At 66.5% G+C, this 15,385-nt stretch carries 14 protein-coding genes and 1 riboswitch; of the genes, 6 read left to right on the forward strand and 8 right to left on the reverse strand.

Features of this window, described 5'->3' with window-relative positions; genetic code table 11:
* Nucleotides 1-143 precede the first annotated feature (143 nt).
* From L5G32_RS11050 to L5G32_RS11070, 5 genes are all read right to left on the reverse strand, one after another.
* Nucleotides 144-1,262, reverse strand: a complete 1,119-nt coding sequence (locus L5G32_RS11050; RefSeq protein WP_237011243.1) for a glycosyltransferase family 4 protein — start codon at nucleotides 1,260-1,262, stop codon at nucleotides 144-146.
* On the reverse strand, nucleotides 1,262-2,671 hold the full coding sequence (locus L5G32_RS11055) for a peptidase MA family metallohydrolase (RefSeq protein WP_237011087.1): 1,410 nt from the start codon (nucleotides 2,669-2,671) through the stop codon (nucleotides 1,262-1,264). Before L5G32_RS11055 ends, L5G32_RS11050 begins: the two co-directional genes overlap by 1 nt.
* Nucleotides 2,672-3,649 (reverse strand): C40 family peptidase, encoded by a 978-nt coding sequence (locus L5G32_RS11060; RefSeq protein ID WP_237011244.1) that lies wholly within the window; start codon nucleotides 3,647-3,649, stop codon nucleotides 2,672-2,674. It abuts the gene before it with no gap.
* Between the two features lie 163 nt (nucleotides 3,650-3,812).
* Nucleotides 3,813-4,382: a C40 family peptidase gene (locus L5G32_RS11065; RefSeq protein ID WP_237011088.1), complete on the reverse strand. Its 570-nt coding sequence runs from the start codon at nucleotides 4,380-4,382 to the stop codon at nucleotides 3,813-3,815.
* Nucleotides 4,383-4,400: 18 nt separating this feature from the next.
* Nucleotides 4,401-4,592: riboswitch (cyclic di-AMP (ydaO/yuaA leader) on the reverse strand.
* A 111-nt stretch (nucleotides 4,593-4,703) separates the two neighbouring features.
* Nucleotides 4,704-4,901 carry a hypothetical protein gene (locus L5G32_RS11070; protein ID WP_237011089.1) on the reverse strand — a complete coding sequence of 66 codons (198 nt, stop codon included), beginning with the start codon at nucleotides 4,899-4,901 and terminating at the stop codon, nucleotides 4,704-4,706.
* A 371-nt stretch (nucleotides 4,902-5,272) separates the two neighbouring features.
* On the opposite strand from L5G32_RS11070, the gene L5G32_RS11075 reads away from it, so the two are divergent.
* Together L5G32_RS11075 and L5G32_RS11080 are read left to right on the forward strand one after the other, a co-directional pair.
* Nucleotides 5,273-7,066 (forward strand): DEDD exonuclease domain-containing protein, encoded by a 1,794-nt coding sequence (locus L5G32_RS11075; RefSeq protein ID WP_237011245.1) that lies wholly within the window; start codon nucleotides 5,273-5,275, stop codon nucleotides 7,064-7,066.
* Nucleotides 7,063-7,341 carry an Lrp/AsnC family transcriptional regulator gene (locus tag L5G32_RS11080; protein ID WP_237011090.1) on the forward strand — a complete coding sequence of 93 codons (279 nt, stop codon included), beginning with the start codon at nucleotides 7,063-7,065 and terminating at the stop codon, nucleotides 7,339-7,341. Before L5G32_RS11075 ends, L5G32_RS11080 begins: the two co-directional genes overlap by 4 nt.
* Nucleotides 7,342-7,351: 10 nt before the next feature.
* Here L5G32_RS11080 and trpD read toward each other — a convergent pair whose 3' ends face one another.
* Together trpD and L5G32_RS11090 are read right to left on the reverse strand one after the other, a co-directional pair.
* On the reverse strand, nucleotides 7,352-8,407 hold the full coding sequence (gene trpD, locus L5G32_RS11085; protein ID WP_237011091.1) for an anthranilate phosphoribosyltransferase: 1,056 nt from the start codon (nucleotides 8,405-8,407) through the stop codon (nucleotides 7,352-7,354).
* Between the two features lie 26 nt (nucleotides 8,408-8,433).
* Complete coding sequence (locus L5G32_RS11090; protein ID WP_237011092.1) at nucleotides 8,434-8,883, reverse strand: hypothetical protein; 450 nt, start codon at nucleotides 8,881-8,883, stop codon at nucleotides 8,434-8,436.
* A 151-nt stretch (nucleotides 8,884-9,034) separates the two neighbouring features.
* Here L5G32_RS11090 and ctaE point away from each other — a divergent pair, with 151 nt between their 5' ends.
* The 4 genes from ctaE to qcrB all read left to right on the forward strand — a co-directional run bounded on the left by ctaE (nucleotide 9,035) and on the right by qcrB (nucleotide 13,392).
* Nucleotides 9,035-9,646 (forward strand): aa3-type cytochrome oxidase subunit III, encoded by a 612-nt coding sequence (gene ctaE / locus L5G32_RS11095; protein ID WP_237011093.1) that lies wholly within the window; start codon nucleotides 9,035-9,037, stop codon nucleotides 9,644-9,646.
* A 70-nt stretch (nucleotides 9,647-9,716) separates the two neighbouring features.
* Nucleotides 9,717-10,613, forward strand: a complete 897-nt coding sequence (qcrC, locus tag L5G32_RS11100; RefSeq protein WP_237011094.1) for a cytochrome bc1 complex diheme cytochrome c subunit — start codon at nucleotides 9,717-9,719, stop codon at nucleotides 10,611-10,613.
* The gene (gene qcrA / locus L5G32_RS11105; protein ID WP_237011095.1) at nucleotides 10,610-11,776 is read left to right on the forward strand and encodes a cytochrome bc1 complex Rieske iron-sulfur subunit; all 1,167 of its coding nucleotides are present in this window, start codon (nucleotides 10,610-10,612) and stop codon (nucleotides 11,774-11,776) included. Before qcrC ends, qcrA begins: the two co-directional genes overlap by 4 nt.
* On the forward strand, nucleotides 11,773-13,392 hold the full coding sequence (gene qcrB / locus L5G32_RS11110; RefSeq protein WP_237011096.1) for a cytochrome bc1 complex cytochrome b subunit: 1,620 nt from the start codon (nucleotides 11,773-11,775) through the stop codon (nucleotides 13,390-13,392). Before qcrA ends, qcrB begins: the two co-directional genes overlap by 4 nt.
* Before the next feature lie 364 nt (nucleotides 13,393-13,756).
* On the opposite strand, the gene L5G32_RS11115 is transcribed toward qcrB, so the two are convergent.
* Nucleotides 13,757-15,385, reverse strand: a complete 1,629-nt coding sequence (locus tag L5G32_RS11115; RefSeq protein WP_237011097.1) for a hypothetical protein — start codon at nucleotides 15,383-15,385, stop codon at nucleotides 13,757-13,759.

Genomic DNA, 15,385 nt, shown 5'->3' on the forward strand with positions numbered 1-15,385 from the left:
TCGAGCGGAGTCGAGATCCAGGTCTCGACTCCGCTCGACCAACGAAAAAAGCTCCGCTCGACCAACGAAAAAAGCTCCGCTCGACCAACGGGAAAAGCTCCGCTCGACCAACGAAAAAGACTCCGCGCGACCAGCGGGCGAGGCTACAAGAGGCGCATCAGGCGGGCGGCCTGCTGCCGCCACTGCCAGTTGTCGACGATCCACGCGCGACCTTTCGCGCCCATCGACGCCGCCAGATCGGGGTCGAGCAGGATCGTCGTGATGGCCTGCGCCACCTGTGTGCGGTCCCGCCCGTCGACCACTGTCCCGGTCACTCCCTCACGGACGGTCTCGGGGGCTCCCCCGGAGTCGCCTGCGACGACGGGCACTCCGCTCGCTGAGGCTTCGAGAAATACGATGCCCAGTCCTTCGACGTCGAGCCCGCGCCCGCGCGTGCGGGTGGGCATCGCGAAGACGTCGGCCATGGCGTGGTGTGTGGGAAGTTCGTCGCCGGGCACCGACCCGGTGAACAGCACCGTGTCGGTCACCCCGACCTTCTCGGTCAACTCGCGCAGCCGATCGCCGTACGGTCCTCCTCCGACGATCACCAGTCGCGCGTCGGGCACCTCCCGAAGGATCGACGGCCAGGCCTCGATCAATACGTCCTGCCCTTTGCGCGGCACCAGTCGAGACAGGCACACCACGACGGGCGCGTCACCGAGCCCGTAGCGCTCACGGAGCTCGGCGCGTCCCGCAGCGTCGGGAGCGAATCGGTCGGTGTCGACTCCGCACGGCACGTATTCGAGTGCGGCGTCACGACCGAATGCCGCAGCGAAACGGCCGCGCGTGTAGCGGCTGACGTAGGTGACGACGTCGGTGTGTCGACCGATGTAGCGCAGTACCTGCCGCGCGCCGGGGATCATCGACCAACCGACCTCATGGCCGTGAGTGCTCGCGACGATACGTCGGGCGCCTGCCTTCCGCAGCCGCGGCCCGAGCACGGCGAGCGGCGCGGCCGCACCGAACCAGACGGTGTCGACGTCGTTCTCGCGCACCAGTCGTGCGGCACGGCGAGCGACGAACGGCGTCGGCAGCATCAGTGACGTGCGGTGACGGACTATCCGGTAGGGCGCGGCCGCGTCGTAGGCGTCCGACCCCTTCCATTTCGGCGCGTACACGACGACGTTCTCCGGCGGCACGAAACGAAGCAGGTTTTCCAGGTACGACTGGATCCCGCCGGCGCGCGGCGGGAAATCGTTCGTGACCAGCAGCGTCGTCCGCATCATCGGACCTGTGCGCGCAACCACTTCTGCCATTGCTTCACCAACGCATTCTTGTCCTGGCCCACCGCGCTCTTCATGGCGGCGTCCATGGCGGGCGTGTCACCGCCGGAGGTCATCTTCCGGTACATGTCCTTCAACACCGGCTCGCCGTACTCGTCTGCGACGAAAGCCGAGAAAGACCACGCGCTCTGGTAGGCGACGCGGGCGGCGTCGCTGTCGACGGCGAAGTCCGAATCGACCGGCAACGACTTGGGGAGTCGGTTCGCTGCGACCTCGACGGCGAGGTCCGGTGCGGCGTCGATGAACTCGCGATACGTCCCCTTACGCCCCACATATTCGGGGACGCCTTCGGTCAGCCACATCGGGGCGATCTCGGGTGTGGACAGTCGCGTCGCGACATGCATGAGTTCGTGCCGGAGGACGACGGCGAGAGCGGGTTCGGACAAGTCGGCGGCGTTTGGGGACAGCACGATTCGCTGGCCGACGACCTGCTTCGCGCGCTTGTCGATTCGGGAGAACACCGTGGCTGCCGCCGCCACCGCGGTGTCGCCGGCAGCTGTGCGGGTCAGGCCCGCGAACTCGGCCTGATCGCCGGTCACGATCACTGCGGCCTTCTGCGGCCAGTCGTCGCCCCAGACCTCACTGACGGCTGCGACGGCGCCTGGCATGATCTTCCGCGCCCGGTCCACCGTCTTGTCGGTCTTGCGATAGGACAGGATCGTCGACGTGCCGCCCGCGGTCCGGACGTCGACTGCGGCCAGCCCGCCGAACTCCCACGGGCCGATCTCGGCGGGCGCATCGGGTCCGATGGTCGTCGCCCGAGGGTCGAGAGCGACGGACCGGTCGCCGATCACCTTCCAGTCGTCGTCGTACCGCGCGAACGCCATGGTCTCGGTGAGCGTCACCTCCGGCTCGGCGATACCCGGCGTCGAGGCCCCACCTAACGCATACGTCAGTTCCACCGGGGTCACCCACGTGTCGGTGGCGCCCGACTCCTCGACCTTCGCCGCGAGAGCGGGATTCACCTGCCATTCCGCGCCGCTGCTCGGGGCGACGCGGTAGGTGAACGAGGCGGCGACAAGCGGGCCTCCCCGCTTGTCACGGTCGACGCCGCGAGCGAACGCGTCCGTCATCGTGTGGAGTCGGTCGCGGAGTTCACGTGGCGCGGCGTCGTCGACGAGGGCGTCGACCGCCTCACGGTCTCCAGTGCGGACCACCGACGAGAGTTCGTCGAGGAGTGCCCCGACACCGTCGGTCCGCTGCTGCTCGAACGGGTTGAGTTGTGTGTGTGAGGCACTCACCGAAGTAGCGGTCGACGAGTCCGTCGGCTCCGAACAGGCGGTCGCCGTGCCCGCCGTCGCCACGACGAGGAGGACCGCGATCGCGGCCCCAACGCGGACGTCCCTCACTCAGTACCGTCGCGCGGAGTTGTACGGGCCTGCTTTGTCGATCGGCACCACGGCGACTGGAACACCGAACGTGGACGCGTGGACCACGAAGCCGTCGCCGACGTACATCCCGACGTGTGTGGCGTCCGGGTAGTAGATGACGAGGTCGCCGGGTTTGAGATCGTCGCGATCGACGGGCTTGCCGCCCGCGAGCTGCGCCTCGCTGGTACGCGGGAGGCTCTTGTGCGCCTGCTTGTACGCCCACAGCATCAGACCCGAGCAGTCGAACTGGTTCGGTCCGGTCGCGCCCCACACGTACGGGTCGCCGATCCGCGAGATCGCAGCCTGGACGGCCACGAGTGCGGGCGAGGTCCCCTTGGCCACGGCCCTCGCGTCGAACTTGTACTTGGGGCCGCGGAGTGCGGCGAGTTGCTTGCCGGTCAGTGATTTGTAGACAGCACGGATCCGAACGGCTTCGAGCTGAAGATCGGACTGCTTGGACTGTAGCTTTCCGCGCTGCTTCTCGGCGACGGCGACGGCATCGCTGGCCTCACGTGCAGCCTTGTCGGCGTTCGCCTTCGCCTCGCGCGTCTTGCGTGCGGTCGCCGCGATCGACTTCAGGTCCGCAGCGGACTGGCGCGACATGATCTCGAGTCCGGACATGTTGTCCAGCAGACCCTGCGGGGAGTCACTGACCAGCACCGCGTACAGGCGGTTGACGCGTGCTCCGCGGTAACTCGCACGGGCGAGGGCGTCGACCTTCTTCTGAGCGTCATCCATTTGCTCGGCCATCGAGTCGAGGCGCTTCGTCGCCTTCGCTGACGCCCGACGTTGGGTGACGACGATCTTGCGCTGCACGTCGTAATCGTGCTGGGCCTTGTTCATGGCCTCGGTCGTCTTCTCGGCGTCTCGGGAGAGTTCACGGTAGTGGGACAATATCTGACTCGCGCCGCTCTCCGGCTCCGCCGACGCCTCAGGCGCGATCGGCAGCACCGACATGGCCGCTGTCAGCACGACGCCGACGACGACCGCACCGGTCCCTCGTCTTCTGGCGCTTCGATTCGTCTTGTCCACTACATGTTCCTTAATGCCGAACGGGCGGGCCACACGCGTTCGCGCATGACCCGCCCGGTTCTCAAGCTTTCACAATAGACGAGAACGCTCAGTAGCGGCGAATGCTCGTCACGCTCCAGTTCTTGACCTTGTCACGCTTGACGGGCACGCCCTCGGTCGAGGCGTGGACGAACATTCCGTTGCCCGCGTAGAGGCCAACGTGGCCGCCACCGTTGAACACGAGGACGTCGCCCGGTCGTGCAGCGGCGAGCGAGGCGATCGACTTGCCGCCGCCCATCTGGCCGTAGCTGTCACGCGGGATGGTCTTGCCTGCCTGCCGGTACGCCCACGAGGTGAGACCGGAGCAGTCGAACGCGCTGGGGCCGGAGGCGCCGTACACGTACGGCGAGCCGATCTTCGACTCTGCGTAGTGCAACGCCTTCTTGGCGCGAACCTGCTGCGGAGTGCCGATCGGACCCTGCGGGTCGAACTTCGGCGCCTTCGGCAGAAGGTTGTCCGGGACGTCGAAATTGCCGATGCCGGGGATCTTGACGGGCGCTGCGTCTGCGGGGCCTGCGGCGAGTGCGAGCGATCCGCCGATGGCGATCGAGCCCGCGACTACCGCAGTCGTGGCAGCTTTACGGCCGGTGCCGGGCTTGTCCAAACGGTGTTTAGCCACTGAACTTCTGTACTCCTTGTTGTCTCCCTGACCGCCGACCGGGTTAGCTGTCGGGTTCGGGCCGGAAGAAATGGCCCTACGCGTTCCCAGGACTGACTACCTGAGACCGCGATTCACCCCGATTCGCCGGCGCGTTCTCACACGCCCTCGAAATGAAGTGGTTCCCCGGTTCGCCCCCGGAGGGTGGAGGCGATTAGGCGGTGACCCTCCGGGCATTCCCCCTGTGCTGGGGGATCACCCTGAGTGGAAAGTCTCGAAAAGATTACGAAACCCCGAGGCCGATGTCCACCAACCCCGGCACGAATGCGGAACGACGTCGTGTCAGACCGCACGGAGCCAGTCGCGTGACTCCGGGGCGAATCCGCCGTGACCTGCAGTGACACCGGCTAATGCACTGAGTGCCGTTTCGTCGGATATCAGCCCTGTGTCGACGAACACATCGACGGCATCGGCGATGTCCGATTCGGCCGACGACAAGACATCCCCGCTGGTAACAGGGTCGAACAACACCTGCATCATGCATCCGTCGCACTCCCGATTACGTCCGGGACAGGTCCCGCAGTCGATCCGCATTGTGATCCGCCTCTCATTTGATGTTCGTTGGCACGTTCCGCGACGTCGGCCGCTGCCCGGCGTGTCACGGCGAAGCCGTTTCTCTCGACCTCGGGTGCAGACTACGAATCACCTCCGACAATCTGAGGTCGAGCGATTCGGGCGACTGCCGTCGGACCGAACCGGTCGTGGTCGGGAGGCGTGCCTGTCGGGGGTCCCGCCTACGGTGCAGGCCATGACTGGTGCAGACCACGACCGGGTGTCGACCATTGCCTGGTATCGACCATGACCAGATGTTCAACCATGACCAGGTGTTCAAGCATGACCAGGTGCGCCTCATGACGGGGGTGCAGGTCCCGACCGGAGGACAACTGTCGTTCGCGGACCTGGACGACGACGAGTTCGCGGACCGATCTTTGTTCGAGACGACCCTCGTCGTCGTCGACCTCGAGACCACCGGCGGCAGCTCGGACGCAGATGTGATCACCGAGATCGGCGCCGTCAAGATCCGGGGCGGCGAGGTCCTCGGCGAGTTCGCCACCCTCGTCGACCCCGGCCGGGAGATCCCGCCGCAGATCGTCGCTCTCACCGGAATCACCACTGCGATGACCTACGACGCTCCGCCGATAGAAGAGGTGCTGCCCGCTTTCGCCGAGTTCGCACGCGGTTCTGTTCTCGTCGCGCACAACGCGCGCTTCGACATCGCTTTCCTCCGTAAGGCCGCGGGACGAATGAATCTGCCGTGGCCGTTCACGACGTCGCTGTGCACCGTGGCGATGGCTCGACGCATCCTCACTCGGGAGGAGGCTCCGAGCGTGAAGCTGTCGGCGTTGGCCGAACTGTTCGACGTCTCGGTGCGCCCGACCCACCGCGCCCTCGACGACGCCCGCGCGACCGTCGACGTGTTCCATCGACTCCTCGAGCGTGTCGGGAACCGCGGTGTGCACACCTATCGGGATCTCACCGAGTATCTGCCGCGCGCGACTCCAGCAATGCGCGCGAAGCGTTCGATGGCCTCCGGTCTACCGCGACGGCCAGGCGTCTATCTGTTTCGCGGACCGGGAGACGAAGTCCTCTATGTCGGCACTGCGGTCGACCTTCGACGTCGCGTCGCGTCGTACTTCTCCGGCGGGGACACCCGGGCTCGCATCGGCGAGATGGTGTCGCTGGCCGAACGAGTCGAACACGTGGAGTGCGCGCACGACCTGGAGGCAGGGGTACGCGAGCTCACCCTCCTCGCCGCACACAAGCCCAGTTACAACCGTCGTTCACGCAACGCGCACCGGGGATGGTGGATCAATCTCAGCCGGGAACGATTCCCCCGCCTGTCTGTCAGCCGCTCGCCGGCGCCGGACGCTATCGGTCCGGTGCACAGCCGGACGGTGGCCGCCGACATCGCCGACGTCATCAGCGCAGCGTCCGGCCTGCGCAGTTGCACACAGAGTCTCAGACGAGCCGACCATCATTGGTGCCCCGGCGACGAGTCCGCTGTCGGACTCCCCGATCCGCTCGTCGCGCGGCTCCCCGGCCTGTGCCATGCGGCGAGCGACCGGCCGCAGACCCTGCCGGACTATCTGTGCCGGGTCGAGGCCGCTCGCGCGCTGATGGCCGGGCGCTCCGACGTCCTGCTCACCGATCTCTACCGGCGGCTGCAGTACCTCGCCGACTCGCGGCGCTTCGAGTCGGCCGCCCGTGCGCGGGACCGCCTCTCCTCCACGGTCGACGCCCTCGCACGGTGTCAGCGCCTCGCGGCGGTCGCTCGCATACGTGAGTTGGTCGTCGCGCGTCCGGACGGGACGGGCGGATGGAACGTCAGTGTGGTCCGTTACGGACGGCTCGCCGGTGCTGCGCACGCACAACGCGGAGTCGCACCCGTGCCGGTGATCGAGACGACCGTCGCAGCCGCGAAGACCGTGCTCGCTCCGGAGGACGACGGCCCGCTCGGTGGGGCTCCTGCCGAAGAAGTCGCACTCGTCCAACGGTGGATCGCCGAGCCCGGCGCACGGCTGGTGAGCACGACCGAACCCCTGGAGTCGCCGATCGGATCCGCGCAGCGATGGACTGAATTCTCACTCGCGGCTCGTCGAGCCCGAGACGAGCCCGGGCCGGCCCCGGCTAGAGTTGGGGCATGATCACCGCCATCGTTCTCATCGGGGCCGACATCCACCAGATTCCCGAGACCGCGCAGGCGGTCGCCAATATCCCCGGCGTCACCGAGGTCTACTCGTGTGCGGGCGACGTCGATCTGATCGCCAAGGTGAGAGTCCGCGACCACGACGAGATCGCCGACGTCGTCACCGGTCGGATCAACCGACTTCCAGGCGTGCGCACCAGCGCGACCCATATCGCGTTCCGCAGTTATGCGAGCGCAGAGGTCGACGGCGGATTCTCCATCGGCGAGGACTGACCCCGTCGGCTCAGGCCAGTTCGTGACTCAGAGCTGACCAGTCGTCGAGGAGTCGGGCAGCGGCTCCGCCGTCGATGATCGCTTCGACTCGCTCGACTGCTGCCCGCAGCGCAGCGAGCAGACCTGCGTCGTCGTACAGCGCGGTCTGCTCGTACGCGACGATCGCAGCCGCGGCGTTCACCACGACAGCGTCGCGCACGGCCCCGCGTGTCCCGGCGAGCAGGTCGCGAGCGATCTGCGCGTTCACCGTGGCGTCGCCGCCTTGCAGTGCGCTCAGTTCGACGAATTCGATGCCGAGCTCCCGCGGGTCGATCGACAGTCGCCGAACCTGACCGTCGACCACCTGCCACGCGGACGAGGTCGTGGTCGTCGTGATCTCGTCGAGGCCGTCGTCGCCGCGCACCACCAGCACCCGGTTGCCGCGTTCGGCGAACGCCTGCGCCAGAACGGGGGCGAGATCGTCGAAGGCGCACCCGATGAGACCGGCGGCGGGCGCCGCCGGGTTCGTCAACGGGCCCAGAACGTTGAACACGGTCGGGATGCCGATCTCCTTGCGCGGCGGACCGGTGAAGCGGAACGCGGGATGGAACACCGGCGCGAAACAGAAGCCGATCCCGATCTTCGCCACGCATTCGGTCACCGCGTCCGGACCGAGCGTGATGTCGACCCCGAGCGCTTCGAGGACGTCCGCCCCGCCGCTCTTGGACGACGCCGCACGGTTGCCGTGTTTGACCACCGCGATCCCCGCGGCCGCCACGACGATCGACGTCATCGTCGAGATGTTGACGGTGTGCGACCGGTCGCCGCCGGTTCCGACGATGTCTACTGCCTCACCGGGCAACGTGATCCGGTTCGCCATCGCCAACATGGTGTCCGAGAGACCACGGAGTTCGGCAGGCGCCGCGCCCTTCATCTTGATGCCGACGCCGAACGCGGCGACCTGCGCTCCGGTCGCCGCGTCGGACATGATCTCGCGCATCGCCCACGCAGCCTCCTCCGCCGTCAAGTCGACACCGTCTGTTGCCTTGCCGAGGATCTGCGGCCATGTGTGTTCCGGGATGCTCACGCCTTTCAGACTATCGACCCCCACGACTATCGATCACGTGGGACGTCGAGGACGGCCCACCCGACGCTGACGCCGCCACTGCGCGAGGCGAGGCTCGCGATACGCGAGCGCTCCTGCGACACCGTCCGCGCATCAACCCTCTGTATCCGCGACAGCGAGACGGGCGCCAGGGCCGGATCCACATCCGGATCGGCGTCGAGTCTCGCCGTCTCGACGTACCCCTCCCGCGCGGCAGACGCGGCTGCTGAAGCAGCAAGCGACTCCGGCACCGCGATCAAATGGCGTAGAACCACAGGGACGTCCGACGCGAAGCCCGCCGCGCCCAGCACCGACGACGTCGCAGCAGTGTCGTCGTCACTGCGGACCATGACGACGAGGTCGCCATCGTCCACGGCAGCGATCCGCGTCTGCGGCCGGCCGCGCCGAAACCGTCCCGCGATCCGCCCCCACACGCCGCCGCCTGTGTCAGTGCTCATGAGAACGAGCAAACCACGTCCGACCGACCCCGAGAACGGACACGCCGGAGCCCGATCCAGGTACCCCTCCTACCTGCGCGGTAAGCGGGCAGGAAACCGATTTACCGACCCGGCTGGAAATCGGTTACTACGTACCGTCATACTTCTTGTTGTGACTAGCGCTGTGGGTAACTCCGGAACCGCCATCACCTCACGCGTGCACTCGCTGAACCGTCCGAACATGGTCAGCGTCGGCACCATCGTGTGGTTGTCGAGCGAGTTGATGTTCTTCGCCGGCCTGTTCGCGATGTACTTCGTCGCACGGGCCAATGCTGCCGACGGGTGGCCGCAGCCGCCCGCGCACCTGAATCTCGCGCTCGCCGTGCCCGTGACGCTCGTGCTGATCCTCAGCTCGGTCACGTGCCAGTACGGTGTCTTCGCAGCTGAGCGCGGTGACGTCTTCGGTCTACGCCGTTGGTACACCCTCACCCTGGTGATGGGCACCGTCTTCGTCCTCGGTCAGGCCTACGAGTACTACACGCTGGTCAGCGAGGGCCTCACGCTCTCGTCGAACGCATACGGCTCGGTCTTCTACATGGCCACCGGATTCCACGGCATGCACGTCATCGGCGGTCTCCTCGCGTTCGTCTTCCTGCTGATCCGCACCCGGCTGTCGAAGTTCACGCCCGCCCAGGCGACTGCGGCCATTGTGGTCTCGTACTACTGGCACTTCGTCGACGTCGTCTGGATCGCCCTGTTCGTGGTGATCTACTTCATCCGCTAGCCGTGACGGCCCAGAACCGTTCAGCCCGGTTCACCAGAAACCAGTCCATCCGCTTAGTAGAGAGTCACCGATGAGATCATCTCCACCGAGTTCGCCGAAGCCGAGCGACACGGCGTCGACGCCGTCGCGCTCCAAGGCGCGTCGCAAGCTCCGCCGTCGCGCCACTGGAACGGTCTTCCTGCTCCTCGGCCTCGTCGCCACCGGTCTGATCGCAGGCCTCCTCAGCCCCAAGCCTCAGGTCGCCACTGCGGACGACCTCGAGACGAGCATGATCACCGCGGGCAAGCAGTTGTACGACACGTCGTGCATCACCTGCCACGGAGCCAACCTCGAAGGGGTCGCCGACCGCGGACCCTCACTGATCGGTGTCGGCGACGCCGCCGTGTACTTCCAGGTGTCGACCGGGCGCATGCCCGCGATGCGCGGTGAAGCGCAGGCGCAGCGTAAGCCCGCCAAGTTCACCGAAGCCCAGATCGACCAGCTCGGCTCCTACATCCAGGCCATGGGCGGCGGCCCTCGCGCCATGTACGTCACCACGGCAGACGGTCAGATCAAGCGCGACGAGAACGGCTTCCCCGAGCTGCAGATGGATCAGCTGCGCGGCGAGAACCTCGGCCGCGGCTCGGAACTGTTCCGTATGAACTGCGCGTCCTGCCACAACTTCACCGGCCGTGGCGGCGCGCTCTCGGGCGGCAAGTTCGCTCCCCCGCTGACCGACGTGAACCCGCAGCAGCTGTACACCGCGATGCTCACCGGACCGCAGAACATGCCGAAGTTCTCGAACCGACAGCTGTCGGTCGACGAGAAGAAGGACATCATCGGCTTCATCCGCTACGCAGACACAGCGGCCCCGTCGGGCGGCCTGGGTCTCGGCGGCTTCGGTCCGGCCTCTGAGGGCATGGTGATGTGGGTTGTCGGCGGAGCGGTCATCATCGCTGGCGCCATGTGGATTGGATCAAGGAATTGAGCGATTCGAATAAGGACATCCCATCCGGCGAGGAACTCGCGGCGATGTCCCACGAAGACAAGGTTCGCCTCGGCACGAACCTCGACGGGGTGGAGATCATCCACCGCACCGAGCGTTATCCCGAGCCGGGCACCAAGGCTGAGAAGCGCTCCGAATTCGCAGTCGCGATCTGGTTCGTCATCGCCGGACTGCTCGCCATCGCAGGCTTCGCACTCTTCATCTGGAACCGGTGGGAATTCACCATGCCGGAGGAAGAGGGCTACTGGGCGTACACGTTCTACACCCCGCTCCTCGGTATCACCTTCGGTGGAGCCATCCTGTCGTTCGGGTTCGGCGTCATCCAGATCACCAAGCGCTTCATCCCGCAGGAGATCTCGGTGCAGGACCGCCACGACGGCGGATCGTCGGAGGTCGACAAGCAGACCATCGTCGCCGAACTCAAGGACACCGTCGAGACGAGCACCCTCGGTCGTCGCAAGATGATCCTCGGCTCCGCCGTCTTCGGTCTCGGAGCCCTCGGCCTCGCGGGCGGCGTCGCCGCTGTCGGCGGTCTCATCAAGAACCCGTGGGCCAAGCGCGACGACGCTCCCCTCTGGAACACCGGGTGGTCCCCGATCTTCGACGAGACGGAGGGCGAGACCGTCTTCCTTCGTCGTGACACCGGCAACCCCTACCAGGTGGCTCTCGTCCGTCCTGAGGATCTGGACGCAGGCGCTATGGAGACCGTTTTCCCGTGGCGCGTCTCCGACGGTTACGGCGAGACCGAGGAATCCCGTCACAAGCTCCTCGAGCGCATTCGCGGAATCCGTGACTCGGTCATGCTCATCCGCTTCCGCCCCGAGGACAACGCGAAGGTCATCAAGCGTCGCGGCCAGGAGAGCTTCAACTACGGCGACTACTACGCGTACACGAAGGTCTGCAGCCACCTCGGATGCCCGACCTCGTTGTACGAGCAGCAGACGCACCGCGTCCTCTGCCCGTGCCACCAGTCGCAGTTCGATGCGCTCGAGTTCTGCAAGCCGGTCTTCGGCCCGGCTGCACGAGCTCTGGCTCAGCTGCCTATCACTGTCAACAACCAGGGCTACCTGGTCGCCAACAGCACCATCAACGACGGCGACTTCATCGAGCCCGTCGGACCGGCATTCTGGGAGCGTAAGTCATGACAGTCGCCGACCGCCTCGCCACGCAGGCAGAAGAGGTCGACTCCAGGTATCACCTCGCTGCCGGCATGCGCCGCCAGATCAACAAGGTGTTCCCGACCCACTGGTCGTTCCTCCTCGGTGAGGTCGCGCTCTACAGCTTCATCATTCTGTTGCTGTCGGGTACCTACCTCACGTTCTTCTTCGACCCGTCGATGTCGCACGTGCAGTACGACGGCGCGTACGAGCCCCTCAACGGCGTGACCATGAGCCGCGCCTACGAGACCACGCTGAACCTCTCGTTCGAGGTCCGCGGCGGCTTGTTCGTTCGCCAGATCCACCACTGGGCGGCTCTGCTGTTCGCTGCATCGATCATCCTGCACATGGCCCGCATCTTCTTCACCGGCGCATTCCGTCGGCCGCGTGAAGCGAACTGGATCATCGGCTGCTTCTTGCTGCTGCTGGCGATGTTCGAGGGCTTCTTCGGGTACTCGCTCCCCGACGACCTACTCTCGGGCACCGGCGTCCGCGCCGCGATGTCGGGCATCGTGTTGTCGATCCCGCTGGTCGGCACCTGGGTCCAGTGGGCGCTGTTCAACGGCGACTTCCCCGGCGACATCATCATTCCGCGCCTGTACGTGCTGCACATTCTGATCTTCCCGGCCATCATCCTGGCCTTGATCGGTGCTCACCTCGCGCTGGTCTGGTACCAAAAGCACACGCAGTTCCCCGGCCCCGGTCGCACCGAGAAGAACGTCGTCGGCGTTCGCATCCTCCCGGTCTTCGCGGCTAAGGGCGGCGCGTTCTTCGCGATCGTGTTCGGCTTCCTGGCGCTGATCGCAGGCGTGTTCCAAATCAACCCGGTCTGGAACATCGGCCCGTACAACCCGGCCCAAGTGTCCGCAGGCTCTCAGCCCGACATATATATGATGTGGACGGACGGCTTCGCCCGACTGATGCCTGCGTGGGAGCTGTACCTCGGCAACTACACAGTGCCCGCGGTGTTCTGGGTCGTGCTGGTGATCGGTGTGATCTTCGGGCTGCTGTTCGGCTACCCGTGGATCGAGAAGAAGCTGACCGGCGACTACGCGCATCACAACCTTCTGCAGCGTCCGCGCGACGCTCCGGTCCGTACGGCGGCCGGCGCGATGGCCCTGACGTTCTACATCATCCTCACGCTGATGTGCATGAACGACATCATCGCGCTGAAGTTCCACATCTCGCTGAATGCGACGACGTGGATGGGTCGTATCGGCATGATCGTCCTGCCCCCGCTGGTGTACTTCATCACCTACCGCTGGGCACTGTCGCTGCAGCGCAGTGACCGTGCGGTCCTCTCCCACGGCATCGAGACGGGCATCATCCGCCGTCAGCCGCAGGGCGAGTACATCGAGATGCATCAGCCGCTCGGCCCGGTCGACGACCACGGTCACCCGATCCCGCTCCCCTACGAGGGCGCTGCGCTGCCGAAGCGGATGAACAAGCTCGGCTCTGCGGGCGCACCGGGTACCGGCACCGTTCTGGTCCCGGACACCGCCGAGGAGCAGGCGCAGAACGTGCGGATCGCGCACGAGCAGCACGAGGCCGAAAAGAAGGCCATCCAAGAGCTGCAGGCCAAGGGCGGAAACCCGCTCGACTAGATCGACTCTTCCACAGAAGACGGCCGTCCCGCATCTCGCGGGGCGGCCGTCTTCCGTTCCCCTGCTCCTCGAGCGGAGTCTGCGAGACAGCTTCTGCTCCTCGAGCGAAGTCTGCGAGACAGCTTCTGGTGGTCGAGCGGAGTCGAGACCCCCGACCGAATAGTGCGGCGCAACGGGGCGACGTGCAGAAATCAGTACGCTCATCCGGCGGCAGGGACTAATAGTCCACGAAGGTCGCTGAGCGTACTGATTTTCGCCGCACAGCGGCCTCACTCCTTCGACGGTCTCGACTCCGCTCGACCAGCGAGTCTCGGCTCCGCTCGACCGGCAAAGAGTGGGGTGTCCACTCCCCTACCCCGCCCGTCTACGGGCCGGGGAGCGCGGCGACGGAGAGCATCGCGAGGCGATCGCGCGAGCGCGGAGTGAACTTCACTCGGTTACGGCAGGCGACGCCGTCGACGATCGTCTGTGCCCGCTCCAGGTAGACGGCCCGTTCGATCTCGGTCGACGACGACACCGCGTGCCGCAGAAGTTTGACGGCGGTGTCGAGATCCGCGGCGTCCTCGCGTGGCAGCAGCGAGTGACCGCGCCGCCGGCCGCTGTCCTCGCACACGGTCCAACTACGCGCCAGGCTCGACACTGCACGCCGGTAAGCAGTCGCATGCGACTCGTCCACCGGTCCGTCGGTGCGCAACGCGTCGGCTTCGGCAACCGCATCGAGGAACATCGCGGTCTCGTCCACCGCGACATCGGTCACCGACGGGTAGCGGAGAATGAGCTCGGGCTCCATCTCGTATGCGAGGTACTCGCGGCGCACGCGATCGTGCTCGGCGAGAGCAGCCTCCCACAGTAAGCCGGACGCAGCGTCGCCCCGCGCGGCTCTCGTTCGCGACCACCACCGGAGCCGTCGACGAGGAACCGCGTCGGCCCCGGCGCGGGCAGGCGACGATCCAACGACGGGCACGGGGTCGGCAGCCGACTCCGGGCGCTCGACCAGGTAGTCACGACAGTCGTCGACAGCGACCACCACGACCGCCGAGTCGCCGTCAGCGGGCAGTGCCGGTTCCAGTGCCACGAAGACCTCGCCGCGCGACCCGTCCGTCACGGCCAACACTCGGTGGTGCGTGCATCCCCGCGCCAGCGCGACGTCGCTGACCAGCACCGTGTCCGGTGCCGACGCGACGACGTCGCCGGTCTGGGGGCGCCACGCTCCCCCGGCGAGTCGGATCCTCGTCCCTTCGTCCCGATACGCGCGGACAGCCCGCGGCGAGGGCGCCGCCACGATCCGCGGCGTTTCTGCACTCGCGACGTGCGGGACGTCGATGCTCGGGATCGGTCCGCACACCGCTACGAACGGTGCGAGAACCGCGCGCAGCTCATCCTCGTTCGCACGGTGCAGGACGCGGCTGCGCACTCCGGTCTGTCGAAGGAGCATCGGCGCGGCGCCGATCGCCGCCATGAGGCGTCGGCCGCCGCTGTCCAAAGCTTCACGCGGCAGATGCGCCAGCGCTAGGTCGACGAAGTCTGGGGAGTGCTCCATACCTGGACCCGCGCGCAGCACCGCGTCGCACAGGTCCGCCGACACCGATCCGCGCGCTGCTCGAACTATCGTCTGCGCCTCGTACGGCGTCACCTGGGTGAGGCGCATGGCGAACGCGAGCACCACGGGATCGTCGACGGAGAGCCACCGCCGCATCGTCACCGAGTCAGCGCCGTCGAGGTAGTGATCGGCGGTCGGCGGCGGGCAGAGTCGTTCGACGGCCGTCGGTCTGGAGATCTCGTCACCCGGTTCGCATCTGCGATCGTGCAAGCGGACCACGACGTCGGATTCCGGGTCGTCATAGGCCACCGGGACGATGCTTCGCCACGATCCCCCGTGCATGAACTCGGCGGGCACGCTGTACTTGATCGGCCGTTCATCGATGCCCGGCGCCCAGAGAAGGTCCGGTCCGTCTGCCGGATCGGAGACCTTCACGAAACCTCGCCTCAGCAC

This window comes from Gordonia zhenghanii (genome assembly GCF_021738965.1).
Lineage (GTDB): Bacteria > Actinomycetota > Actinomycetes > Mycobacteriales > Mycobacteriaceae > Gordonia > Gordonia zhenghanii.